The organism is Citrobacter sp. B72, assembly GCF_016894305.1.
Lineage (GTDB): Bacteria > Pseudomonadota > Gammaproteobacteria > Enterobacterales > Enterobacteriaceae > Citrobacter > Citrobacter portucalensis.
The window spans coordinates 547,652-571,859 of record NZ_CP069801.1 but is presented as its reverse complement, the minus strand read 5'-3'; the positions used below and the strand labels follow the sequence as shown (position 1 = coordinate 571,859).

The 24,208-nt window shown below is 51.2% G+C and carries 27 protein-coding genes; 19 read left to right on the top strand and 8 right to left on the bottom strand.

Going from position 1 to position 24,208, the window contains the following annotated elements; translation table 11 throughout:
• Positions 1-18 precede the first annotated feature (18 nt).
• Both JQN59_RS02765 and JQN59_RS02760 read right to left on the bottom strand, forming a co-directional pair.
• Complete coding sequence (locus tag JQN59_RS02765) at positions 19-957, bottom strand: sugar kinase (protein ID WP_149607321.1); 939 nt, start codon at positions 955-957, stop codon at positions 19-21.
• 10 nt (positions 958-967) lie between these two features.
• Positions 968-1,801, bottom strand: coding sequence for a DeoR/GlpR family DNA-binding transcription regulator (locus JQN59_RS02760; RefSeq protein WP_149607320.1), 834 nt, complete (start codon positions 1,799-1,801; stop codon positions 968-970).
• Between the two features lie 339 nt (positions 1,802-2,140).
• Here JQN59_RS02760 and JQN59_RS02755 point away from each other — a divergent pair, with 339 nt between their 5' ends.
• The 11 genes from JQN59_RS02755 (at position 2,141) to JQN59_RS02705 (ending at position 12,756) form a co-directional block, all read left to right on the top strand.
• Positions 2,141-2,995: a tagatose bisphosphate family class II aldolase gene (locus JQN59_RS02755; protein ID WP_149607319.1), complete on the top strand. Its 855-nt coding sequence runs from the start codon at positions 2,141-2,143 to the stop codon at positions 2,993-2,995.
• Positions 2,996-3,005: 10 nt separating this feature from the next.
• Complete coding sequence (pfkB, locus tag JQN59_RS02750; protein WP_149607318.1) at positions 3,006-3,920, top strand: 1-phosphofructokinase; 915 nt, start codon at positions 3,006-3,008, stop codon at positions 3,918-3,920.
• A gap of 25 nt (positions 3,921-3,945) precedes the next feature.
• Positions 3,946-5,376 carry a PTS fructose transporter subunit IIC gene (locus JQN59_RS02745; protein ID WP_149607317.1) on the top strand — a complete coding sequence of 477 codons (1,431 nt, stop codon included), beginning with the start codon at positions 3,946-3,948 and terminating at the stop codon, positions 5,374-5,376.
• Positions 5,363-6,169 carry an HPr family phosphocarrier protein gene (locus tag JQN59_RS02740; protein ID WP_149607316.1) on the top strand — a complete coding sequence of 269 codons (807 nt, stop codon included), beginning with the start codon at positions 5,363-5,365 and terminating at the stop codon, positions 6,167-6,169. Before JQN59_RS02745 ends, JQN59_RS02740 begins: the two co-directional genes overlap by 14 nt.
• A 184-nt stretch (positions 6,170-6,353) precedes the next feature.
• A complete protein-coding gene (locus JQN59_RS02735; protein WP_149607314.1) occupies positions 6,354-7,208 on the top strand; it encodes a tagatose bisphosphate family class II aldolase in 855 nt (284 codons plus the stop codon).
• Positions 7,209-7,340: 132 nt separating this feature from the next.
• Positions 7,341-8,612 carry a tagatose-bisphosphate aldolase subunit GatZ gene (gene gatZ / locus JQN59_RS02730; RefSeq protein ID WP_149607313.1) on the top strand — a complete coding sequence of 424 codons (1,272 nt, stop codon included), beginning with the start codon at positions 7,341-7,343 and terminating at the stop codon, positions 8,610-8,612.
• Between the two features lie 14 nt (positions 8,613-8,626).
• Positions 8,627-9,091 carry a PTS galactitol transporter subunit IIA gene (gene gatA / locus JQN59_RS02725; protein ID WP_149607312.1) on the top strand — a complete coding sequence of 155 codons (465 nt, stop codon included), beginning with the start codon at positions 8,627-8,629 and terminating at the stop codon, positions 9,089-9,091.
• A 29-nt stretch (positions 9,092-9,120) separates the two neighbouring features.
• Positions 9,121-9,405, top strand: a complete 285-nt coding sequence (gene gatB / locus JQN59_RS02720; protein WP_003828616.1) for a PTS galactitol transporter subunit IIB — start codon at positions 9,121-9,123, stop codon at positions 9,403-9,405.
• Positions 9,406-9,409: 4 nt separating this feature from the next.
• Positions 9,410-10,783 carry a galactitol-specific PTS transporter subunit IIC gene (locus JQN59_RS02715; RefSeq protein ID WP_003828618.1) on the top strand — a complete coding sequence of 458 codons (1,374 nt, stop codon included), beginning with the start codon at positions 9,410-9,412 and terminating at the stop codon, positions 10,781-10,783.
• Between the two features lie 44 nt (positions 10,784-10,827).
• A complete protein-coding gene (gatD, locus tag JQN59_RS02710) occupies positions 10,828-11,871 on the top strand; it encodes a galactitol-1-phosphate 5-dehydrogenase (protein ID WP_149607311.1) in 1,044 nt (347 codons plus the stop codon).
• 111 nt (positions 11,872-11,982) lie between these two features.
• Complete coding sequence (locus JQN59_RS02705) at positions 11,983-12,756, top strand: DeoR/GlpR family DNA-binding transcription regulator (protein ID WP_003828620.1); 774 nt, start codon at positions 11,983-11,985, stop codon at positions 12,754-12,756.
• Here JQN59_RS02705 and JQN59_RS02700 read toward each other — a convergent pair.
• Positions 12,753-13,766 (bottom strand): Fic family protein, encoded by a 1,014-nt coding sequence (locus JQN59_RS02700; RefSeq protein WP_149607310.1) that lies wholly within the window; start codon positions 13,764-13,766, stop codon positions 12,753-12,755. The two genes, JQN59_RS02705 and JQN59_RS02700, sit on opposite strands and share 4 nt — an antisense overlap.
• A 2-nt stretch (positions 13,767-13,768) precedes the next feature.
• Positions 13,769-14,632, bottom strand: a complete 864-nt coding sequence (gene rsmI / locus JQN59_RS02695; protein ID WP_016154652.1) for a 16S rRNA (cytidine(1402)-2'-O)-methyltransferase — start codon at positions 14,630-14,632, stop codon at positions 13,769-13,771.
• A gap of 63 nt (positions 14,633-14,695) precedes the next feature.
• On the opposite strand from rsmI, the gene JQN59_RS02690 reads away from it, so the two are divergent.
• From JQN59_RS02690 to dolP, 4 genes are read left to right on the top strand one after another with little or no spacing between them, the layout of a single operon-like run.
• Positions 14,696-16,747, top strand: a complete 2,052-nt coding sequence (locus tag JQN59_RS02690) for a penicillin-binding protein activator (protein WP_149607309.1) — start codon at positions 14,696-14,698, stop codon at positions 16,745-16,747.
• Positions 16,705-17,100: a YraN family protein gene (locus tag JQN59_RS02685; RefSeq protein ID WP_003828625.1), complete on the top strand. Its 396-nt coding sequence runs from the start codon at positions 16,705-16,707 to the stop codon at positions 17,098-17,100. Before JQN59_RS02690 ends, JQN59_RS02685 begins: the two co-directional genes overlap by 43 nt.
• A gap of 34 nt (positions 17,101-17,134) precedes the next feature.
• Positions 17,135-17,725, top strand: a complete 591-nt coding sequence (diaA, locus tag JQN59_RS02680; protein ID WP_003024948.1) for a DnaA initiator-associating protein DiaA — start codon at positions 17,135-17,137, stop codon at positions 17,723-17,725.
• Positions 17,726-17,734: 9 nt separating this feature from the next.
• On the top strand, positions 17,735-18,310 hold the full coding sequence (gene dolP, locus JQN59_RS02675; RefSeq protein WP_008785904.1) for a division/outer membrane stress-associated lipid-binding lipoprotein: 576 nt from the start codon (positions 17,735-17,737) through the stop codon (positions 18,308-18,310).
• A gap of 84 nt (positions 18,311-18,394) precedes the next feature.
• Here dolP and JQN59_RS02670 read toward each other — a convergent pair whose 3' ends face one another.
• Complete coding sequence (locus JQN59_RS02670; RefSeq protein WP_149607308.1) at positions 18,395-19,030, bottom strand: NAD(P)H-binding protein; 636 nt, start codon at positions 19,028-19,030, stop codon at positions 18,395-18,397.
• A 36-nt stretch (positions 19,031-19,066) separates the two neighbouring features.
• Positions 19,067-19,495, bottom strand: a complete 429-nt coding sequence (locus JQN59_RS02665) for a YhbP family protein (protein ID WP_149607307.1) — start codon at positions 19,493-19,495, stop codon at positions 19,067-19,069.
• 52 nt (positions 19,496-19,547) lie between these two features.
• On the opposite strand from JQN59_RS02665, the gene JQN59_RS02660 reads away from it, so the two are divergent.
• Entirely contained in the window at positions 19,548-19,838 is a 291-nt protein-coding gene (locus JQN59_RS02660) for a GIY-YIG nuclease family protein (protein ID WP_048215469.1), read from the top strand.
• Here the strand turns inward: JQN59_RS02660 and JQN59_RS02655 are convergent.
• Together JQN59_RS02655 and ubiT are read right to left on the bottom strand one after the other, a co-directional pair.
• Positions 19,835-20,338: a GNAT family N-acetyltransferase gene (locus JQN59_RS02655; protein WP_008785907.1), complete on the bottom strand. Its 504-nt coding sequence runs from the start codon at positions 20,336-20,338 to the stop codon at positions 19,835-19,837. The two genes, JQN59_RS02660 and JQN59_RS02655, sit on opposite strands and share 4 nt — an antisense overlap.
• A complete protein-coding gene (gene ubiT / locus JQN59_RS02650) occupies positions 20,332-20,856 on the bottom strand; it encodes a ubiquinone anaerobic biosynthesis accessory factor UbiT (protein WP_003828637.1) in 525 nt (174 codons plus the stop codon). Before ubiT ends, JQN59_RS02655 begins: the two co-directional genes overlap by 7 nt.
• 220 nt (positions 20,857-21,076) lie before the next feature.
• On the opposite strand from ubiT, the gene ubiU reads away from it, so the two are divergent.
• The 3 genes from ubiU (at position 21,077) to JQN59_RS02635 (ending at position 24,145) form a co-directional block, all read left to right on the top strand.
• Positions 21,077-22,072 (top strand): ubiquinone anaerobic biosynthesis protein UbiU, encoded by a 996-nt coding sequence (gene ubiU, locus JQN59_RS02645; RefSeq protein ID WP_149607306.1) that lies wholly within the window; start codon positions 21,077-21,079, stop codon positions 22,070-22,072.
• A gap of 8 nt (positions 22,073-22,080) precedes the next feature.
• On the top strand, positions 22,081-22,959 hold the full coding sequence (locus JQN59_RS02640; protein ID WP_020996351.1) for a U32 family peptidase: 879 nt from the start codon (positions 22,081-22,083) through the stop codon (positions 22,957-22,959).
• Positions 22,960-23,137: 178 nt separating this feature from the next.
• A complete protein-coding gene (locus JQN59_RS02635) occupies positions 23,138-24,145 on the top strand; it encodes a luciferase-like monooxygenase (protein WP_149607305.1) in 1,008 nt (335 codons plus the stop codon).
• The last annotated feature ends 63 nt before the right edge of the window (positions 24,146-24,208 follow it).

The following is a 24,208-nucleotide window of genomic DNA, read 5'->3' as shown; positions in this document are numbered from 1 at the left end:
TCATCGTCATCTGGTATTTCACCCCATCAGCGCCTTAATCTGCGCTAACGTTGACGTACCTTCCATTGGTCCACGTGTCGATATTGCCAACGAGCCTGCCGCATTAGCATGGGCCAACGCCTCAGGAACAGAATATCCAGCAAGATACAGGCTGACAAACGTTGCACCAAAGCAATCACCAGCACCAGTAGGATCGACAACATCAACCGGATAACCCACTACGTGATGCTGCTCGTTCTGAGAATAATAACTGGCACCGCGAGGACCGCGTTTAATCACAATATGTTTAATTCCCCGATCAAGCAGATTTTCAACGATCTGAGCCTCATCGCGTGACTTGCTCAAGCCAAAATAGTCCAGTTCACCATCACTTGGCAGGAAAAAATCGGTGTAATCCAGGATGTATTCAAAGGCCTGTGACATCTCACGAATATTCAGCATCTCTTTACGAATGTTTGGATCGAACGAGATAGTCCCTCCTTTCTCTTTAACAATACTGACAGCTTTACGCACGGCATCAATCAGCCGAAAAGAAAACAATGAAGAACCCATAATGTGGAAGTGATTGCATTGTTCAAGCAGTGCTCCATCAAGATGCTCAGCGCTTAGCAGCCCACAAGCACTGTTGGGCAAATTGAAGATAAAATCGCGGTGTGCCTGAGTGCGGTAGCTTACAAACGCACTGCCCGTGGTGGCGTTAGGAAGAACGGAAATGCCCTTAACATTCACGCCGTCTCGTCTCAGCCGGGCGATATTCATCTCCCCAAAGGCATCATTGCCAACGCAACTAAACAGCAAAGACTGAAAGCCCAGCTTAGCAACCTGATCGGCAAAGATAGCTGGAGCCCCACTGGGATACGGTCCCCAAAATTCGCCTGGGGACGAAAAACCCTGATTCTCTTTTTTCGCCAAAAATTCGACGAGTAATTCACCAAGTGTCGCAATAGTCATTTTCATGCGTTGTCCTTCACCTTGCCGGATGCAGGGTGGGATTTATCCAGGTCAGACATTCATTGTTGGTGTAGCTATTGGTCAATCCAACGGCGGTAAAACGAGAATGATACTCTGCGGCAACAATCTGCGGGGTCACCACCGCACTAAGTACGCTCAAATTACCTACCGGATATCTCGCTTCACCATAATCAGGACGCTGTGCGATGACCGCCACGCATCGCTGGCTGAGTCTGAGTGATTCCGCCAGTATTACTGCGGCGCTTTCACTGGCTACATTCAGAATCCCATCTTCGCTGACGTGCTCAATCATCACTACGCTACACGTTGGCTGAAAACGTTGGATCGATTGAATAGCAATTTCTCCTTCCAGTCTCTGTCCGCTACGGTCCAGAGTGCCGCCCAGCAACACAATCTCGCCGTCGATATAATCCCGTGCAGTAGCCACATGGCCGAGATCATTGAACGCCAGGCACAACTCACGAGATTCACCAAGAAAGGGGATTGTTTTACGCGGAACCACTCCCGCCCCGAGGAAAAGCGAATCTTCATCAGCAACCAGGCGAGCAACCTGCTTTGCCAGCTCAAGCTCAGCGCTACGATCCGACTCCTGCATCCGACTCATATCCTGAGTGACAGATGCCCTAACCGGCTGTGCGGTGTAAATCGCCCCGCCAAAAGATCGTTTCAGGTAACCCTGCTGCTCCAGATAATTGAGATCATTACGGATTGTCACCCCTGAAACCGCTAACATTTCTGCCAGATCGTCCACTTTGATTTCACCGTTCTTGCGAACGATTTCGGCAATGTCCAGACGCCTCTTTAGCAGGCTGGTAGATGGTTTTGCCACAACATACCCTTTTTTTATGACATGTCGGAAATCTCTTCCGCTCTTTAACTTTCATTTTTAAATTTCCTCTGAGTGATGTCAATTACGCGTCGTTCACAAAGATGCAGAAAACTCAAAACATCTCATTAATATCAATAAATTAGAAGCCTCTTACTTTCCATCATTAATTTACAAAAGAAAACAAACAGTCAATGCTTAACTTTCATTTTATAAAAACCATTGCGGTTTTGTGTAGCTGATCACATTCATAACGACAAATGATCGTTACATTGCTTTCAAAACGAATACTCAAAGAAAGAAATAATTTTAATTTTGAAAGCAAACTATAGAGAGAAATCCATGTTCATTATTTCCAGCAAAAATATGCTTCAGAAAGCGCAATGCGATGGCTACGCGGTACCGGCTTTTAATATCCATAACCTGGAAACCCTACAGGTCGTTGTCGAAACTGCGGCAGAAATGCGTTCGCCGTTGATCGTGGCGGGTACGCCTGGAACTTTCAGTTATGCCGGGACCGGAAATATCGTGGCGATCGCAGGCGATCTGGCTCGAGAGCACAATCTCCCTCTGGCTATTCACCTCGATCACCATGAATCAACGGGTGATATTGAAAGTAAGGTGCTAGCGGGAGTGCGTTCCGTGATGATTGATGGTTCCCATTTTCAATTTGAAGAAAACGTGGCACTGGTGAAGAAAGTGGTCGATTTTTGCCATCGCTACGATACAAGTGTAGAAGCAGAGTTGGGACGTCTGGGCGGTGTGGAAGACGATCTGATCGTGGACAGCAAAGATGCGTTGTATACCAACCCACAACAGGCGCGCGAATTTGTTATGCGGACTGGAATTGACTCTCTGGCCGTTGCCATCGGCACCGCGCACGGACTGTACGCCGCGGAGCCAAAACTGGACTTTGACCGCCTGGCAGAAATCCGCGCACAGGTCGATATCCCCCTTGTATTGCACGGTGCCTCCGGCCTGCCAGAAAGCGATATCCGCAAAGCCATTAGTCTGGGAGTATGCAAAGTAAACGTCGCGACAGAGTTGAAAATCGCTTTTTCTGATGCGCTAAAACAGTACTTTGCGCAAAACCCGAACGCCAACGATCCGCGTCACTATATGCAGCCTGCAAAACAGGCAATGAAAGAAGTCGTACGCAAAGTGATCCACGTCTGTGGTTGCGAAGGACAGTTGTGAGGGAATATCTGTGATCTATACGTTAACGCTCAATACCGCGATTGATATGAATATATTTAGCGATCCTTTACTGCCAAATATTGTGAATCGTACGCACCATACGGAATATTGCCCAAACGGAAAAGGCGTCAACGTCGCTCTGGTACTGAATCATTTCCAACAGCCTGCTCATATACTCGGTATTTTTGGTGGATTCACGGGTCGTTATATTGTGGAGGAGTTACGTAAAAATAAAATATGCGTTTCTCCTGCGTGGGTGAATGAGCCAACAAGGATTAACATTTTCATCAACGATGGTCACCAGGAGTACAAACTGGTCAATCCCGGCTCATTTATTCCTGATGATTGTAAACAACAAGTATTGAATGAAATATCACGGTTACCCGATGCTGAGTATCTGGTAATTAGTGGCAGCTTACCTCAGGGAGTCGAGAGTAATTTTTATGCTGAAATCATGCAGATTTGTCAGCAAAAAGAAATCGCGGTAATCCTGGATATTAGCCATTCATCATTACGTCAGTTACTGGAGTTTAATCCGTTATTAATTAAACCAAACGATGAAGAGATAAAGGCTATTTTCGGTTTAACCGTAACCGATGATTCTCAGGCACAAGATGCCTTTGCAGAGCTGCACTCCCTCGGCGCACAGAATGTTTTACTGACGCTTGGAGCCAAAGGCATGTACTTCTCAAACGGTATTGATAGTTGGTTTTGCACCGCCCCCACTATTGAACTGGTGAGCTCAGCTTGTGCGGGAGATGCGTCACTTGCTGCATTCCTGAGCCATTGGTTAACCACGGGTGAAGTGGAATATGCTCTGGCACTTGCCAGCGCAACGGGTGCAGATGTCGCAAGCTCAGCCGGACTCGGCCAACTTGCGGCTATTAATACATTACTTCCTCAAATCCAGGTCCGAAAGCTGTAAACAAAAATAAACTAAAGGTCTGCTTATGAAAAAGATCATTGCAGTTACCGGTTGCCCTACCGGTATCGCGCATACTTTTATGGCTGAAGAAGCTTTAAAACATGCAGCTAAAAAAATGTCTGTCGAAATAAAGGTGGAAACAAATGGTGCCAGCGGTGTCGAAAATGTTATTACACCCACTGATCTTATTGGCATCGCGGGAGTAATTATTGCAGCCGATAAAGATGTATCTCCCGATCGTTTCAACGGCTTACCGGTGATCGAAGTTCCGGTCAAAGAAGCAATTCATCACCCAGCCGAACTGATTAATAAGGTAATCAATGGACAAGCGCCTATTCGTAAAGGAACCCAAACCGTTTCACAGAATAATATTGAAAAGGAATCTTTTGGTCGTCAGATTTACAAACACCTTATGAGTGGTGTTTCGAACATGCTGCCATTTGTGGTTGCTGGCGGGATACTAATTGCTGTTTCTTTTTTATGGGGTATTTATTCCGCCGACCCTAAATCACCGGAATATAACGCCATTGCCGCGATGCTGATGAAGATTGGACAGCAAGCTTTTTCCATTATGGTGCCCGTCTTCACGGCTTATATTGCTTACTCCATTTCTGGCAGACCTGGCATGGTGGCGGGCTTTGTCGGCGGATTGTTGGCCAACGCAACGGGAGCTGGTTTTCTCGGCGGTATCATTGCGGGGTTTGCCGCAGGCTATCTCATGCTGTGGGTAAAAAATCGGCTTGACGGTTTACCTCGCCAGTATGAAGGACTGAAATCCATTTTTATCATGCCGCTAATTGGCGTTCTGGCGATTGGTATCCTGATGGCGCTGCTCGGACAGCCCGTTGCCGCCATCAATAACGGTATGATGAACTGGCTTGCATCATTACAGGAAGCCAATCCAATCCTGCTCGGGATTGTCGTCGGTGCCATGTGCTCGTTCGACTTTGGTGGCCCGGTCAACAAAGCTGCCTACGTTACCGGCACTCTGCTACTCGGTCAGGGGAATTACTTCTTTATGGCGGGCGTTTCCGCTGCCTGTATCACCCCTCCGCTGGTAATCGCACTGGCAACGACTTTCTTCCCGAAAGGTTTTAGCGAAGAAGAGCGTGCCGCCGGTATGGTGAACTATATCCTGGGGTGCACACACATCACCGAAGGAGCAATTCCTTTTGCCGCAAAAGATCCTCTACGCGTGATCCCGATGATGATGATCGCGTCAAGTATTTCAGCCGTTCTCAGCTACAGCTTGCATATTCAGGTTCCCGCACCACACGGCGGATTCCTGATCCTGCCATTAGTCAGTAAGCCTATTGCCTGGGTATTGTGCATTTTGGCAGGCTCCGCATGCGGTGCCATCATGCTCGGCTCGTGGAGACTGTGGCTCAATCGCAAACAGCCAGTAAGTTCAGACAGCAGCACCATTCAGACGGGGGGTCAGAATGCAACTTTGTGAACAGGATATTTTCATCAGTGACGAGCGAGTCGATAAAACTACTGCACTCCAGCGCGTCTCAGAGCAACTGGTTGCAGCCGGAAATACTACGCCGGAATATTTACAAGGTATGCGGGATCGTGAAGCACAGATCTCAACGTATCTTGGGAACGGTATTGCCATCCCCCACGGAACACCAGAAACACGTGATGCCGTCCTGGATACTGGTGTCAAGATTATTGTATTTCGTCAGGGTGTCGCATGGGATGACGAGAACGTGGCGCATATGGTCACCGGTATTGCGGCGCGCTCTAATGAACATCTCGAGATCTTGCGTCAATTAACCCGCGTATTAAGTGATGACAGCGTTCCACTGGCGTTGCAACGTGCCGAAACGCCAGCCGAGGTGTTAGCCATTCTGACGGGAAGGGATACACATCAGGCTCAGCCGGAAGCGCGGTTGGAAGGTGAGCAGGCCATCTTTGTCATTCAAAACCCACACGGGCTGCACGCCAGGCCAAGCGCGGTGTTGGTAAAGTTTATTAAGCAGTTTACCAGCCACATCACGATTGAAAATCTTGATAATGGCACTGGGCCAATTGATGGCAAAAATCTGATGAAAGTGGTCTCATTAGGAGCCAAAAATGGTCATCGTATGCGATTCACTGCTCAAGGTTCAGATGCCTGCCAGGCACTGCGGGAAATCGGACAAAGTATTAGAGAAGGATTAGGTGAGATGGTTTCGGTACCCGTGACGCCACCGCCTGAAGCAGTTAATCAGAAACGAAGTTGGTTATCGCGCTTGTTTAGTTAATGCCTGTCCGACCTATCCGCGTCTTTGTTCCTAAGACGCGGATTCATACCAATTACCAGCCCTACCTTTCGCAATCCTTCTTTTTATTTCGAAACTTTCATTTATCAGATCAAAATCACAAAAAAACGTTACGAAACCCTATACTTTATTTCGAAGAAAGAAATCGAAAGACTTCGGAGGAAGTATGTTTATCATCTCAAGCAAAATGATGCTGAAGAAGGCGCAGCAAGAAGGCTATGCCGTACCAGCATTTAACATCCACAATCTGGAGACCTTACAGGTCGTCGTGGAAACAGCAGCCGAACTACGTTCTCCGTTGATCGTCGCCGGCACGCCAGGCACTTTTAGTTATGCTGGGGTCGGTAACATCGTTGCAATCGCCAGTGAACTGGCAAGAAGCTGGAACCATCCTCTCGCCATCCATCTCGATCACCATGAAAGCACCACCGATATTGAAGCGAAAGTCGCTACAGGTATTCGCTCTGTCATGATTGATGGTTCTCATCTGCCATTTGCCGACAACATTGCGTTAGTTAAACACGTTACTAATTACTGCCACCGCTATGACGTTAGCGTTGAAGCTGAGCTGGGACGGTTAGGCGGACAGGAAGATGACCTGATCGTGGACGGAAAAGACGCGCTATATACCCACCCAGAACAGGCTCGGGAGTTCCTGGAAAAAACGGGTATCGACTCACTGGCTGTCGCGATTGGCACAGCTCATGGTCTGTATAACGCTGAACCTAAACTGGATTTCGAGCGACTAGCCGAGATTCGTCAGCACGTTGATATCCCACTGGTTTTACATGGCGCATCTGGCCTGCCTACACATGATATTAAGCGCGCAATCTCCTTAGGGGTCTGCAAAGTGAACGTCGCTACCGAACTTAAAATCGCCTTTTCTGGCGCACTCAAAACTTACCTGAGCGCACATACCGATGCAAACGACCCACGGCATTACATGATGCCTGCGAAAGCCGCCATGAAAGAGGTAGTGCGTAAAGTCATTGCTGACTGCGGTTGTGAAGGAAAACTGTAACTTATTGATTCATTTGATTTGTACGGATTCTGACAAAGGTCTGTTTTAAAGCTGGATCACGAAAGCCGCTTTTACCCTTTGCCTTCAATCCAAAAATATTATGAAGATAAACAAAAGATATCGGAGATAGAAGTGAAAGAAATAATCTCTCGTCATAAAGCAGGTGAGCATATAGGTATTTGTTCTGTTTGTTCAGCCCATCCGCTGGTCATTGAATCCGCATTACGTTTTGATCTCAATACAGACAGTAAAGTTCTGATCGAAGCAACGTCTAACCAGGTTAATCAGTTTGGTGGTTATACCGGGATGAAACCCGCCGATTTCCGAGACTTTGTCTATGGCATCGCACAAGAGATTGGTTTCCCTCGCGAAAGACTGATCTTGGGTGGCGATCACCTCGGCCCTAACTGCTGGCAAAATGAAGCAGCGGCAGAAGCGATGGAGAAATCCGTTGCCTTAATTAAGGCTTACGTTGCCGCAGGGTTCAGCAAAATCCACCTTGACGCTTCAATGTCATGCGCTGACGACCCGACACCACTGGACCCAATGGTTGTTGCCCAGCGAGCAGCCGTACTTTGCCAGGCTGCGGAATCAACTGCAACCGAAGAACAGAAACGCCAACTGACGTACGTTATTGGTACAGAAGTTCCCGTACCAGGTGGAGAAGCCAGCACCATTGGTACCGTTCATGTCACGCGCGAAGAAGATGCCGCCCGGACGCTGGAAACCCATCAGGTTGCCTTCCGTGCATTAGGACTTGAAGAAGCGTTAACTCGTGTCATCGCCATTGTGGTCCAGCCCGGCGTCGAGTTCGACCACACTCAAATCATTCACTATCAACCACAAGCTGCAAAAGCGCTTTCCGCCTGGATAAAAGAGACCCCTATGGTCTACGAAGCGCATTCAACAGATTATCAAACCCGCCAGGCATACCGTGCGCTGGTACGCGATCACTACGCAATATTGAAAGTAGGTCCAGCACTCACCTTTGCCCTGCGTGAAGCGATTTTTGCCCTGGCGCAAATGGAAAATGAGCTGGTATCGCCTGAACAGCGAAGCCGGGTAATGGAAGTGATTGACGAAGTTATGCTGAATGAACCGGACTACTGGAAAAAATACTATCGCCCAACCTGGAGTCAGGCGATGGTTGATATTCACTTCAGCCTCTCCGACCGCATTCGTTACTACTGGCCGCATCCCCGCATTCGCCAAAGTGTAGAGAAATTAATTACCAACCTTAATGACGTCGCTTTACCACTGGGGCTCATTAGCCAGTTTATGCCCGTGCAATTTGAGCGCCTGACTGAAGGGACGTTAACCGCCACACCACATAATCTGATTATCGACAAAATTCAGGACGTTCTGCGCGCCTATCGCTTTGGTTGCGAACCAGCAATTGCCTAAAATCTGGAGAATATATGAGCCAACTTTTTGTCCGAACAGGAATTAACTTTAGCTCGTGTCAGCATGCGCTGACGCATATTGGGGAGGAGATGCTGGCCAAAGGGGTCGTCCATGAAAGCTATCCGCAGGCCCTGATCGAGCGTGAAGCCACTTTTCCAACCGGAATAGCGCTGGAACGTCATGCCGTTGCGATTCCGCATTGTGAAGCTGTTCATGCTAAGTCTCCTGCTATCTATCTGATTCGCCCGGATACACCGGTCAACTTTCAACAAGCGGATGATGACGAAGAGATAGCCGTCTCTTTAATAATCGCCTTAATCGTTGAGAATCCGACGGCGCAACTGAAGCTCCTGCGTCGTTTATTTAGTGAGCTACAAAACCCGAACACCATTGAAGCATTGCTGGATGCGCCCGATGCAGAACTGGCCATGCTCTTTCGCGAAAAAATCCTTGAGTCTGAGCCTTGCGCTCAGGCTTGATAAGAAACTGATAATAAAAGGAATACCCTATGAAACGTAAAGTAATTGTAGCTTGTGGCGGTGCTGTAGCAACTTCAACAATGGCAGCGGAAGAAATTAAAGAACTCTGTGAAGCCAACAATATCCAACTCGACCTGGTTCAATGTCGGGTAACAGAAATCGAAACCTATATGGATGGAGCGGATCTTATCTGTACCACCGCCCGCGTTGACCGTACGTTTGGCGATATCCCAGTGGTCCACGGCATGCCTTTTGTTTCAGGTGTGGGTATCGAAGCATTACAGCAAAAAATACTGACTATCCTCGTGGGGTAACGCCATGTTTAGCGAAATAATGCGTTATATCCTCGACTTAGGTCCAACGGTTATGCTGCCGTTAGTGATCATCATCTTCTCAAAATTGCTGGGAATGAAGCTCGGGGATTGTTTTAAATCAGGTTTGCATATCGGGATTGGCTTCGTCGGTATCGGTCTGGTGATCGGCCTGATGCTGGACTCTATTGGCCCTGCCGCAAAAGCAATGGCAGAACAATTTCAAATCAACCTGCATGTCATCGATGTCGGTTGGCCTGGCTCATCACCAATGACCTGGGCTTCGCAAATTGCGTTAATTGCGATTCCAGTCGCCATTGGAGTGAATATCCTGATGCTGGTTACCCGCATGACCCGTGTGGTGAACGTCGATATCTGGAATATCTGGCATATGACGTTTACCGGTGCCATGTTGCATCTGGCGACTGGGTCATACTGGCTGGGCATTCTCGGCGTGGTTGTTCATGCCGCATTCGTCTATAAACTGGGTGACTGGTTTGCCAAAGACACGCGCGACTTTTTTGGCCTGGAAGGCATTGCCATTCCACACGGTTCCTCGGCATACCTGGGCCCGATAGCTGTCCTGGTTGATACGATCATTGAAAAAATTCCCGGACTGAACCGCATTCATTTCAGCGCGGATGATGTCCAAAAACGCTTCGGACCCTTCGGCGAACCTGTAACCGTCGGTTTTGTGATGGGTTTAGTGATCGGCATGCTGGCAGGATATGACGTCAAAGCAGTTCTACAACTAGCGGTGAAAACGGCCGCCGTTATGTTGCTCATGCCTCGCGTTATTAAACCTATTATGGATGGTTTAACTCCCATTGCGAAACATGCCCGTAAACGCCTGCAGGCGAAATTTGGCGGACAGGAGTTCCTAATCGGTCTGGATCCTGCACTACTGCTCGGCCATACGTCGGTGGTTTCCGCCAGCCTGATCTTTATTCCGCTGACCATTCTGATTGCCGTCCTGGTACCAGGTAATCAGGTACTGCCATTCGGCGATCTCGCGACCATTGGTTTCTTTGTCGCCATGGCGGTAGCCGTTCATCAGGGGAACTTGTTCCGTACGCTGATCTCCGGCGTCATCATCATGGGTATCACCCTGTGGATAGCCACGCAAACTATTGGTCTACATACCCAGCTAGCCGCCAATGCAGGCGCACTGAAAGCCGGTGGCATGGTTGCATCAATGGACCAGGGCGGCTCCCCAATCACCTGGCTGTTGATTCAGCTCTTTACCTGGCAGAACGTGGTGGGCTTCATCATTATCGCTGCGATTTACCTGTTGGGTGTACTGCTGACCTGGCGTCGGGCACGTAATTTCGTGGCGGCTGAAAAAGCGGCAGCCATAACGGAAAGCCAGACCGCATCTTAATTTCTGGGGAGCATTTGCTCCCCTTCACATTTCTGGAGACACTTATGAAATCAGTGGTCATTCACGCTGAGGGCGACGTACGCGTTGAAGAACGCCCCATTCCGCAACTGCAAACTGATGAAGATGTACTGGTCAAAGTGGTCAGTTCAGGACTTTGCGGCTCGGACATTCCTCGTATCTTTAATCATGGCGCTCACTATTATCCGATAACGCTTGGACATGAGTTCAGTGGTTATGTTGAGTCCTACGGCACAGGCGTAACCGACCTCCAACCCGGAGATGCCGTTGCCTGCGTACCACTACTCCCTTGCTTTCACTGCCCTCAGTGCGAGCGCGGATACTTCTCGTTATGTAAGCAATATCAGTTTGTCGGTTCACGAAGCGAAGGCGGCAACGCGGAATATGTGGTTGTAAAACGCGCCAACCTGTTCCGCCTGCCTTCAGATATGCCGATTGATGATGGCGCATTCATTGAACCGATTACCGTCGGTCTGCATGCTTTTCATCTGGCTCAGGGATGCGAAGGCAAAAATGTGATTATCGTTGGTGCTGGTACTATCGGTTTGCTGGCAATGCAATGTGCCCGTGAACTCGGTGCAAAAAGTATCACGGCGATTGATATCAACCCGCAAAAGCTGGCATTAGCAAAAGAACTGGGGGCAACCCATGTGTTTAATAGTCGGGAGATGAGTGCGGCTGAGATCCTCGCGGGCCTGGAGAATACTCAGTTTGACCAACTCGTGCTGGAAACAGCGGGAACCCCGCAAACTGTGACGCTATCGATTGAGATTGCAGGCCCTCGTGCTCAACTAGCGTTAGTCGGCACGTTGCATCACGATCTGACACTTGCTTCAGGTGTCTTTGGGCAAATATTACGTAAAGAATTAACCATTCTTGGCAGTTGGATGAACTATTCCAGCCCATGGCCTGGAGAAGAGTGGGAAACCGCTGCCCGTTTATTGACGGAAAAACGCTTACAGCTTGAGCCATTAATTGCTCACACTGGAAATGCCGAAAGCTTTGCCAGCGCCGTCAAGTCACTCCACGGCGCGCCGATGCAAGGAAAAATTCTACTCAAACTATCCTGAACCCATGAGCCAGCAACCTGCGCTGGCTCACATTTACTTTCGAAATTTAGCGTTCACCTTTCGCAATCCTTCGATTAAACTAGTGATAATTAAATTATCAGGCAAATCAATATGAACTCATTTGAGAGAAGGAATAAAATTGTCGACCTGATTAACACGCAAGGCAGCGTACTGGTAATGGACCTTTCGAATACCTTTGGTATTTCTGAAGTAACCATTCGCGCCGACCTACGGTTATTAGAAGAGAAGGGTCTGGTCACCCGTTTTCACGGCGGTGCGGCAAAACCAGGAAGCCATCTGGCTGAAGGTGACAATCAGGAAGTGTTATTAGAAGATCGGTATCAGCTTGCCAGCGATCCCAAAAAACGGATTGCCCAAGCCGCAACGGCAATGGTTGAGGAAGGAATGACCGTAATTCTGGATAGCGGAAGCACCACCTTATTGATTGCTGAAGCGCTAAACCGAAAAAGTAATATCACCGTTATTACCAATAGCCTGCCTGCCGCGTTCACGTTATCGGAAAACAAAGACATTACGCTGGTCGTCTGCGGCGGCACTGTGCGCCACAAAACGCATTCAATGCATGGCACTATCGCTGAACGTTCCCTACAAGGAATAAGCGCTGACCTGATGTTCGTGGGCGCTGACGGGATTGATGCTACTAACGGTATTACGACCTTCAACGAAGGTTATTCGATTAGTAGCGTGATGGCAGCGGCAGCACATAAGGTCATTGCCGTACTGGACGCGACAAAATTTAATCGACGTGGTTTTAATCAGGTGCTGCCAATGGAAAAGATTAACTGCGTAATAACCGACGACAGTATCAGCAAACAGGATAAATCAGCGCTGGCCAAAACAGGCGTTGAACTGCTGGTCGTTTAAATTACCCGCCACATGCCCCCTTTTGTCGCGCCAACGCGTTGCAGTTTACCTTTTAGCTGCAACGCTTTCAGATAGCGTTCTACGGTCCGGGCTGAGATTTCACACTCATTAGCGATGCTTTTGGCGGATCTGCTCGGCTGATTCGACAATATTTGTAGAATGCGTTTTTCTATATCCAGTAAATCAGCCGACATTTCTTCCGACATTTCTTCCGACATTTCTTCCGACATTTCTTCCGACAGGGCTGATGGTTTTCCCAATCCCTCCTGCAAAGCAGAGATGATGTTTTCCAGGATAAATTCTATGAATGGCGTGCAGCTACTTTGCCGATCGCAAAGCCCTAACACCTGATAATAGCGGTCCTGTTGGTAGTGGATCAGTGTCTCTACTGGTAACCACGCCAATTCCGATCGCCACTCACGAAGGATTAATGTCTGCCACAGCCGTCCCATCCGCCCATTACCATCGGCAAAAGGATGAATAAATTCAAACTCATAATGGAAAACGGCACCAGCAATCAGTGGGTGGAGCTCTGTCGTTTTTAACCAGCCCAGTAAATCATTCATCAAACGTAAAATTTGTGAGGCTGGTGGAGCCATGTGAATAAGCTGTTTTTCCCTGTAAACACCAACATTTCCGGTACGTAACTGGCCTGGATTATCGACCAGACCGAGCATAAGAACCCGATGTGCCTGTAAAAGGTCGGATAATTTTCCACTTTTCCATTCCGACATTTTTTCATAGGCCAGAATCGCATTTCTAACTTCCTGTATGTCTTTAGCAGGCGCCAGAATACGTTTGCCCTCCATCAGCGCGGTGACTTGTTCCGTCGTCAACGAATTATGCTCAATCGCTAAAGAGGCCTGAATCGTGCGAATACGATTCTCTTTACGCAAAAGAGGAGATGCCCTACCTGCCATCGCAGCCCAATGCCCCATCAACTCACCAATTTCAATAACCTGGTTGAGGATCAATGGGGTGACCACGAAAGGTGGTTGGTAGGTGCTCACTGTTACTCTCCCTGCTGTTCCAGCGCGTACTTATACAACGCATTCTTTTTCACGCCATGGATTTCAGCGGCCAGCGCGGCGGCCTTTTTCAGCGGCAGTTCTGCCTGCAATAAGGCCAGCGTACGCAGCGCATCAGCCGGGAGGTCATCTTCTTGCGCTTTATGCCCTTCGACAATCAGCACCATTTCGCCTTTGCGACGGTTTTCATCTTCCTTGACCCACGCCAGCAGTTCACCGACCGGTGCACCGTGAATAGTTTCCCAGGTTTTGGTCAGCTCACGCGCCAGCACCACGTAACGGGATTCGCCCCACACGGCAACCATGTCCTCCAGGCTATCCAGCAAGCGGTGGGTAGATTCATAAAAAATAAGCGTACGTGGCTCGGCCTCAATGGCTTTCATCGCATCACGACGCCCTTTCGATTTGGCAGGCAGAAATCCTTCATAGCAAAAACGGTCTGAAGGCAGACCTGCAGCGCTCAGGGCAGCAATCGCCGCACAAGGACCTGGCAGGGGAACAACGCGGATCCCCGCTTCACGACAGGTACGCACCAGATGGTAGCCAGGATCGTTAATCAGCGGCGTTCCGGCATCGGAAACCAGCGCAATGTTTTGTCCTTCCTTGAGCTTCGCGACCAGCGTTTCGGCCTTTTGCTGCTCGTTGTGGTCATGTAGCGCGAACAGACGCGCGTTAATCGCGAAGTGTTGTAACAATAATCCTGTATGACGAGTGTCTTCAGCGGCAATCAAATCAACGGCTTGTAAAACTTCGAGCGCTCGTTGGGTAATATCAGCCAAATTTCCTATAGGAGTAGGTACAATAAAGAGTTGGCCTTGAGAATTATCCGCCGATTCGTGTTGTTTCATTGTGTCGTCCGTATTGCCGATTTAATATTGAGCATTGAGTAAAAAAATATCACTGGATACAGTATGGTACCCTCAACATTTTCTCGTTTGAAAGCCGCACGCGCGCTACCAGTCATTCTGGCAGCACTGATTTTCGCAGGCTGTGGCACCCAGGCGCCAGACCAGAGTGCAGCCCATATGCAGGGCACTGCGCAGGCTGATTCCGGCTTTTATCTGCAACAAATGCAGCAAAGCTCTGATGATAGCAAGACCAACTGGCAATTACTCGCCATTCGTGCACTGCTGAAAGAAGGCAAGAGCCAGCAGGCTATCGAACTGTTTAACCAGCTACCGCAGAAGCTAAGCGATACCCAGCAGCGTGAGCAGTCACTGCTGGCCGTCGAGATTAAGCTCGCGCAGAAAGATGTCGCTGGCGCACAGGCCCTGCTGGATAAGTTAACTCCCGCCGATTTTGATCAAAACCAACAGGCACGCTACTGGCAGGCGCAAATCGACGTCAACCAGGGTCGCCCGTCTCTGACGCTGCTGCGCGCCCTGATCGCCCAGGAACCGCTGCTGGCCGCGAATGCTAAGCAGAAAAATATGGACGCCACCTGGCAGGCGCTGTCGTCCATGACCCAGGAGCAAGCGCAGGCGCTGGTCATCAATGCTGATGAAAACGTGCTGCAAGGCTGGCTGGATCTCCAGCGCGTCTGGTTCGATAACCGTAACGATCCGGACATGATGAAAGCCGGTATTGCGGACTGGCAGAAACGTTATCCGCAAAACCCAGGGGCAAAACTGTTACCAACACAGTTGGTTAACGTGCAGAGCTTTAAGCCCGCCTCCACCAGCAAAATCGCCCTGCTGTTACCACTGAACGGTCAGGCCGCTGTATTTGGCCGGACTATTCAGCAAGGCTTTGAAGCTGCGAAAAACATGGGCACTCAACCTGTCGCAGCCCCTGTTGCTGTCGCACCTGCCGCAGTTCCAGCTGCCGCGACCACCACAGAACAGCCGCAAACGACTGACGGCGTTGCCAGCCCGTCTCAGGCGTCAGTAAGCGATCTGACCAACGAGACGCCGGCTCAACCAGAAACACCTGCTGTGCAGCCCACAGCACCCGCTCAGCCAACAACAGCCAGCGCACCGGCGAATCCATCCGCTGAGCTGAAAATCTACGACACTTCATCACAGCCGCTGAACCAGATCCTGACTCAGGTTCAGCAGGATGGCGCCAGCATCGTGGTTGGCCCACTGTTGAAGAACAATGTTGAAGAGCTGATGAAAAGCAACACGCCATTGAACGTCCTGGCGCTTAACCAGCCGGAGTCGGTGAAAAATCTGCCGAATGTCTGCTACTTCGCCCTGTCGCCAGAAGATGAAGCGCGCGACGCCGCGCGCCACATCCGCGATCAAGGAAAACAGACGCCGCTGTTGTTGATTCCACGGAGTTCATTAGGCGATCGCGTTGCCAACGCCTTTGCACAGGAATGGCAAAAACTGGGTGGCGGCGTGGTATTGCAGCAGAAGTTCGGCTCCACCGCTGAACTTAAAATGGGTGTCAACGGCGGCTCAGGGATTTCCCTGACAGGCAGCCCTGTGGCCTCCTCTGTGCCAGCCCAACCCGGCGTAACGATTGGCGGTCTGACCATCCCGGCAGCACCTACCGATGCGCAAATCACCGGCGGCAGCGGTCGTGTTGATGCCGTGTATATTCTGGCGACGCCGGAAGAAATTGCATTTATTAAGCCGATGATCGCCATGCGCAACGGCAGCCAGAGCGGAGCAACGCTGTACGCCAGCTCTCGTAGTGCGCAGGGCACTGCCGGCCCGGATTTCCGTCTGGAGATGGAAGGCTTGCAGTACAGCGAAATTCCGATGCTGGCAGGCGCTAACGCACCTCTTATGCAGCAGGCGCTTGGCGCGGTTCGTAACGACTACTCGCTGGCGCGTATGTATGCCATGGGTGTCGATGCCTGGTCGCTTGCCAACCACTTCTCGCAAATGCGTCAGGTGCAGGGTTTCGAAATTAACGGTAATACCGGGGCCTTAACCGCAACGCAGGATTGTGTGATTAACAGGAAGTTATCATGGCTCAAATACCAGCAAGGACAAGTCGTCCCCGCCAGTTAACGAGTAAACAGACCGGTGACGCGTGGGAATCCACCGCGCGTGACTGGCTGCTGAGCAAGGGACTGCATTTTATCGCCGCCAACGTGCGTGAACGTGGTGGCGAAATCGACCTGATAATGCGTGAAGGCAACACCACCGTATTTGTTGAGGTTCGCTACCGACGCTCAGCACAGTTCGGCGGTGCGGCGGCGAGTGTGACCCGGAGCAAACAACACAAATTATTACAGACCGCCCGCTTGTGGCTTGCGCGCCATAATGGGAGTTTTGATACTGTGGATTGCCGGTTCGATGTGTTAGCCTTCACCGGAAATGATGTTGAGTGGTTTAAGGACGCGTTCAACGACCGCTCATAGTTGAAGATTCAGAGCCTGGTTCTTAAGGATTAGCGTGTTAGATAGAATTAAAGTCTGCTTTACAGAAAGCATTCAAACTCAGATAGCTGCGGCTGAAGCACTTCCGGATGCAATCTCCCGTGCCGCCATGACGCTGGTTCAGTCCCTGCTCAATGGCAACAAAATTCTCTGTTGTGGTAATGGGACGTCCGCTGCCAACGCACAGCATTTTGCTGCCAGCATGATCAATCGTTTTGAAACAGAACGCCCAAGTTTACCTGCGATTGCACTAAACACTGATAATGTGGTCTTAACTGCGATTGCCAACGATCGCCTGCACGACGAAGTTTATGCAAAACAAGTCCGTGCGCTGGGACATGCAGGTGATGTTCTGCTGGCAATCTCTACGCGTGGTAATAGCCGCGATATCGTAAAAGCCGTTGAAGCCGCCGTGACACGCGACATGACAATCGTCGCGCTGACCGGGTATGACGGAGGGGAACTGGCCGGATTACTGGGGCCACAGGATGTTGAAATCCGTATACCCTCACACCACAGCGCCCGCGTTCAGGAAATGCACATGCTGACGGTCAACTGCCTTTGCGATCTTATCGATAACACGCTTTTCCCTCACCAGGATGATTAAGGAGTACACATGAAGGCATTTTCGCCGCTTGCTGTGATTATCGCTGCACTGCTGCTGCAAGGCTGTGTCGCTGCCGCCGTTGTTGGAACTGCAGCTGTCGGGACTAAAGCCGCGACGGATCCTCGTAGTGTCGGCACCCAGGTTGATGACAGTACCCTGGAATTACGCGTCAATACGGCGTTGTCGAAAGATGCCCAGATCAAGAAAGAAGCGCGAATCAACGTGAGCGCATATCAGGGTAAAGTGCTGCTGGTCGGCCAGTCGCCGAATAGCGAACTGTCTGCACGTGCAAAACAGATTGCGATGGGCGTAGAAGGTACGACTGAGGTCTTTAATGAGATCCGTCAGGGCCAGCCAATCGGTCTGGGCGATGCGTCCAACGATACCTGGATAACCACCAAAGTACGTTCCCAGTTACTTACCAGCGATCAGGTGAAATCCTCTAATGTGAAAGTAACGACTGAGAACGGAGAAGTGTTCCTGTTAGGTCTGGTGACCGAGCGTGAAGCGAAGGCAGCGGCGGATATCGCCAGCCGGGTAAGCGGCGTGAAACGCGTCACGACAGCCTTTACGTTTATTAAGTAACACGCCTGTAGATGGCATCTTATCCGGCCTACAGAACGTAATCGTTTGTAGGCCGGATAAGCGTCAGCGCCATTCGGCATTTTTTTATTTAGCCCTTTCGCGTAGCTCGGAAGAGGTCAGGATCGAAACCCCTTCATGCCCAGGTGCCAACGCTTCTGCCAGCATTGCCCGCGCAACATCGCGCGCTTCAATCGACTTCCAGTTACCCGGTAGCAGCCTGAACAACGGCGCTAAAAACATCTCATTCGTCCGCTGTTTGTCCCTATCCCCCAGTAGCATTGAAGGCCGGACAATCGTCAGCCGTGGCCAATCCTGCGCGATCAGCGCCTGCTCCATTTCACCTTTCACCCGATTATAAAAAAACGGTGAATTCGCATTGGCGCCCATCGAACTCACCACCAGCATATGCTGGGCGCCTAACCTACGTCCCGTCAGGGCCGTATCTACCACCAGCGTGTAGTCAGCATGGATAAACGCCTCTTTGCTGCCGGCTTCACGCCGGGTAGTCCCCAAACAACAAAAGACAATATCGACCGGATCGGTGACCTGTGCCAAAGCATCGGTTAGCTGCGGATCATGGGGGTTATAGATACCAACCGTATCTGCCAGCGGTCGACGCGTTGGTGCCGTGATGGCATTGACCCGCGGTTCATTGAGCAGCATACGCAGCAAATGTCCGCCCACCAGCCCCGTGGCTCCCGTTATTAACACCTGACTCATCGCTTATCTTCCCAGGGTCTTCAATCACTCTTCTAACTATAGATCACGCAGCCAGTGCATCTTTTTACCGAAGCCCAGCGTGTTGTCCGTAAATTTAACTTCATCCAGTCGAATCTCCCATACGGGCGCTGGCAGCATTCTGGCAACGGGGAAACGACGGTTGTAGACTTTACGCGCGTCTTCGCTCTCCTGCCCTTCAAGACGCCGGATTTCCCCTTTAAACTGTACGCCACGAATCAGGGCGACGGTTTTAGGCTGACCGTTTACTGTACCGGCAATCGGCGCGCGTGGTCCGGACATCTGTGCATGCCGCGTTTTCTCTTCGGTCAGCACATAGAACACCATCTTCTGCGCATCAAACAGGTAAAACGCATTGGCGCACCATAATTCACCTTCATGGTGTACGCACCAGGTCACGACGTGCTGTTTTGCCAGCCAGCGAGACACCGCAGTCAGTGTTTCCATTTCTGTTCTCTTTTATACTGTAGGCCTGAAAATTATCACGTCGATGGTAACAATGACACCCTGGTATCTGTACCTGATCCGTACCGCTGACAACGCCTTATACACCGGAATAACCACCGATGTGCAGCGCCGCTATAAGCAGCATCAAAGTGGGAATGGCGCGAAGGCGCTACGCGGAAAGGGGGAACTCACGTTGGCATTTGCGGCGCAGGTCGGCGACCGTTCGCTGGCCCTGCGCATAGAGTATCGCGTTAAACAGCTCACCAAGCGGCAGAAAGAGCGCCTTGTCGAAGGCGAAGGGTTTGAGGCGCTATTAAGCAGCCTGCAAACCCCGGAAGCTTAAAAGCGATTGAAGTGGTCGTGGTATTCCACAAGACCCGTCACGCCATCCAGCGCATCGTCCGCCAGGCGATGAACCTGGAACGCGCTTTCGGTGCCCGGCCAGCGGCAACGCAGGTCATGATGGGCTGCCAGCTCAAAGCCAAAGCGGCTGTACAGGGCCGGATCCCCCAGCGTAACCACCGCGGCGTAGCCAAACTCGTTCAGTGAATCGAGTCCTTCATAGACCAGCTGACGCGCCAGGCCCTGCCCCCGGTAGTTTTCATCCACCGCGAGCGGCGCCATGCCGACCCATTGCAGATCTTCACCCTGAACATCGACTGGGCTGAACGCGACGTAACCCACTACCTGACCTTCGTCATCGGTAGCAACCAGACCCAGCGTTAAGAAACCATCTTCACGCAGGTCGTGCACTAATTTCGCTTCCGCATCGCTCTCAAATGAACGGCGCAGCAGCGCATCAATACCAGGGGCATCAATGGGAATTTCAACTCGAATCAGCATGGCTCACCTACCGAGGTCTGTTTGGTTTCTGGCGACGTTTTCATCCCCGCCTCAACAAAATCCGCCAACTGCATCAGCATGACGCGCAACGCTTTAGGCATCTGCTCCAGTTCGATGGCATCCATCAGATTTTTTACGTATAGCCCTAATTCTGTATCACCTTCAATCACCAGACGACGCTGGAAGAAAAGCGTATCCGGATCCTGCTTGCGGGCCACGATCATCAGCAGATCGCTGGCATCGGCGCTAAAACTCACATCCGCATCTGCATTCTGGCTGACGATAAGTTTATCGTTCTCAACAGAGGTATACCATTTGAGGTCAATGTCACGCACATGAATGCTCAGCCAGCGACCTTCGAGAAACTCCAGCTCCCCATCGGCCAGCGCCTGACTAAACTGCCAGCTCAGGACCTGCTCCAGAACCTGGCGCTTCAGCGCAAAGGGCGTCAGTTTAACTGGTACACTCATCAGAGAAGGACCAAATTGTACTAAGCGTGAACGCAGTTTATCCAACACGAGCTTTACTCCCTGTTTCAATAGTCCTGCTATTTTGCCATATCAAATAAACGACATAGCGGCATAAATCAACAATTCGATGCGAAATTGTTACCTCTTTATTGGTGTCACCAATACGACTTTAACTGCCTCAAATCAAAAATTGTCTCAGCAAGGTTAACTAAAATCCCCATTCGTTAACATTTCTGCGCCCATCACGGCGCAACGTTCAGGATAAATTATGGAGCTGCTCTGCCCTGCCGGAAACCTACCGGCGCTTAAGGCGGCCATCGAGAACGGCGCTGATGCTGTCTACATCGGGCTGAAAGATGATACCAACGCCCGTCATTTCGCCGGCCTTAATTTTACCGAGAAAAAATTGCAGGAAGCGGTGAGTTTTGTCCATCAGCACCGCCGTAAGCTGCACATTGCGATTAACACCTTTGCGCACCCGGATGGTTACGCGCGCTGGCAACGTGCCGTTGATATGGCAGCGCAACTGGGTGCAGACGCGCTGATCCTTGCCGACCTCGCCATGCTTGAGTATGCCGCAGAGCGCTACCCGCATATTGAGCGCCATGTCTCTGTTCAGGCATCTGCAACCAATGAAGAGGCAATTAATTTCTATCATCGCAACTTTGACGTCGCCCGCGTGGTGCTGCCGCGCGTGCTATCTATTCATCAGGTGAAACAGCTTGCTCGCGTCACACCTGTTCCCCTGGAAGTGTTCGCCTTCGGTAGCCTGTGCATTATGGCGGAAGGCCGTTGCTATCTTTCGTCCTATCTGACGGGTGAATCGCCAAACACGGTTGGTGCCTGCTCACCTGCCCGTTTTGTCCGCTGGCAACAGACCCAACAGGGGCTGGAATCCCGTCTTAATGAAGTGCTGATCGACCGCTATCAGGAGGGGGAAAACGCCGGTTATCCGACGCTATGCAAAGGCCGCTATCTGGTTGACGGCGAGCGTTATCATGCGCTGGAAGAACCCACCAGCCTGAACACGCTGGAGCTGCTGCCGGAACTGCTGGCAGCCAATATTGCCTCGGTGAAAATCGAAGGTCGTCAGCGTAGTCCGGCCTATGTCAGCCAGGTGGCGAAAGTGTGGCGTCAGGCGATCGACCGCTGTATGGCCGACCCGCAAAACTACGTCCCGCAGGCCGCGTGGATGGAAACGCTCGGTTCTATGTCCGAAGGCACACAGACCACGCTTGGCGCGTATCACCGTAAATGGCAGTGAGAGAAGCAATGAAATATTCCTTAGGGCCGGTGCTGTGGTACTGGCCGAAAGAAACGCTGGAAGATTTTTATCAGCAGGCTGCCGTAAGCCAGGCCGACGTTATCTATCTTGGTGAAGCGGTATGCAGTAAACGCCGTGCCACCAAAGTGGGCGACTGGCTCGATATGGCGAAATCGCTCGCTGGCAGCGGTAAACAGGTTGTGCTGTCAACACTGGCGCTGGTACAGGCCTCTTCTGAACTGGGAGAGCTGAAGCGCTATGTCGAAAACGGTGACTTCCTGCTGGAAGCCAGCGATCTCGGCGTAGTAAACATGTGCGCCGAGCGTAAGCTGCCGTTTGTCGCCGGGCATGCGCTCAACTGCTACAACGCGGTTACCCTGCGTATTCTGCTCAAACAAGGCATGGTGCGCTGGTGTATGCCGGTAGAGCTTTCCCGCGACTGGCTGGCAAACTTGCTCAACCAGTGTGATGAGCTGGGTATTCGCAATCAGTTTGAAGTTGAGGTGCTGAGCTACGGGCATCTGCCGCTGGCGTACTCTGCCCGCTGCTTTACCGCACGCTCTGAAGACCGTCCAAAAGACGAGTGTGAAACCTGCTGCATCAAATACCCGAACGGGCGCGATGTGCTGTCGCAGGAGAATCAGCAGGTCTTTGTCCTCAACGGGATCCAGACCATGAGCGGCTATGTTTACAACCTCGGCAACGAACTGACATCGATGCAGGGGCTGGTTGATATTGTGCGTCTGTCCCCTTCAGGCACTGAAACATTCGCCATGCTCGACGCCTTCCGCGCCAATGAAAATGGCAGTGCCCCATTACCGCTTGCCGCCCACAGTGACTGTAACGGCTACTGGAAGCGACTGGCTGGACTGGAGCTGCAGGCCTAGCCGGATGCGGCATAAATGCCTTATCGGGCCTACAAATAGCGATCCCGTAGGCCCGATGAGCGCAGCGCCATCGGGCATGTTATATTCGGTGCCCGCCGTATAAAGCTCACTTTGTTAACAACATTCGCTAATCTTTAATGCAGTATTAAAAGATTAACCGGTAACAAAGTGAGCCGTTATGACTGACAAAACTATTCCGTTCTCGGTGCTGGATCTGGCGCCGATCCCTGAAGGATCCTCGGCAAAAGAGGCCTTCACACACTCGCTTGATCTCGCTCAACTGGCTGAAAAGCGCGGCTACCACCGCTATTGGCTGGCGGAACATCACAACATGACCGGCATCGCCAGCGCAGCAACCTCAGTGCTGATTGGTTTTCTGGCTGCCAATACCACTACGCTGCATCTCGGGTCTGGCGGCGTGATGCTGCCTAACCATTCGCCGCTGGTGATCGCCGAGCAGTTCGGTACCCTGAACACGCTATATCCGGGACGAATCGATCTCGGGCTTGGTCGCGCACCGGGCAGCGATCAACCAACCATGCGCGCACTGCGCCGCCATATGAGCGGTGATATCGATAACTTCCCACGCGACGTCGCTGAACTGGTGGACTGGTTCGACGCCCGCGATCCTAATCCCCATGTACGCCCGGTTCCCGGCTACGGCGAGCAGATCCCGGTCTGGTTATTAGGCTCCAGCCTGTACAGTGCACAACTGGCGGCCCAGCTTGGTCTGCCGTTTGCCTTCGCCTCGCACTTTGCCCCGGATATGCTGCATCAGGCGCTGCATCTGTATCGCAGCCAATTCAAACCCTCAGCGCGGCTGGCAAAACCGTATGCGATGGTGTGCATCAACATTATTGCCGCCGACAGCAATCGCGACGCCGAGTATCTTTTCACCTCCATGCAGCAGGCATTTGTGAAGCTGCGTCGTGGCGAAACCGGCCAGCTACCGCCGCCGGTAGAGAATATGCATCAGCTGTGGTCCGCTTCTGAGCAGTACGGCGTACAACAGGCGCTGAGCATGTCGCTGGTCGGTGATAAGGCAAAAGTGCGGCATGGTCTCGACGCCATTTTGCGTGAAACCCAGGCTGATGAGATTATGGTTAACGGCCAGATTTTTGATCATCAGGCACGTCTACATTCGTTTGATTTGGCGATGGATGTGAAGCAGGAATTATTGGGGTAGTACTATTTGTGCCGGATGGCGGCTGCGCCTTATCCGGCCTACTCAATCTCTGTGGGCCCGGTA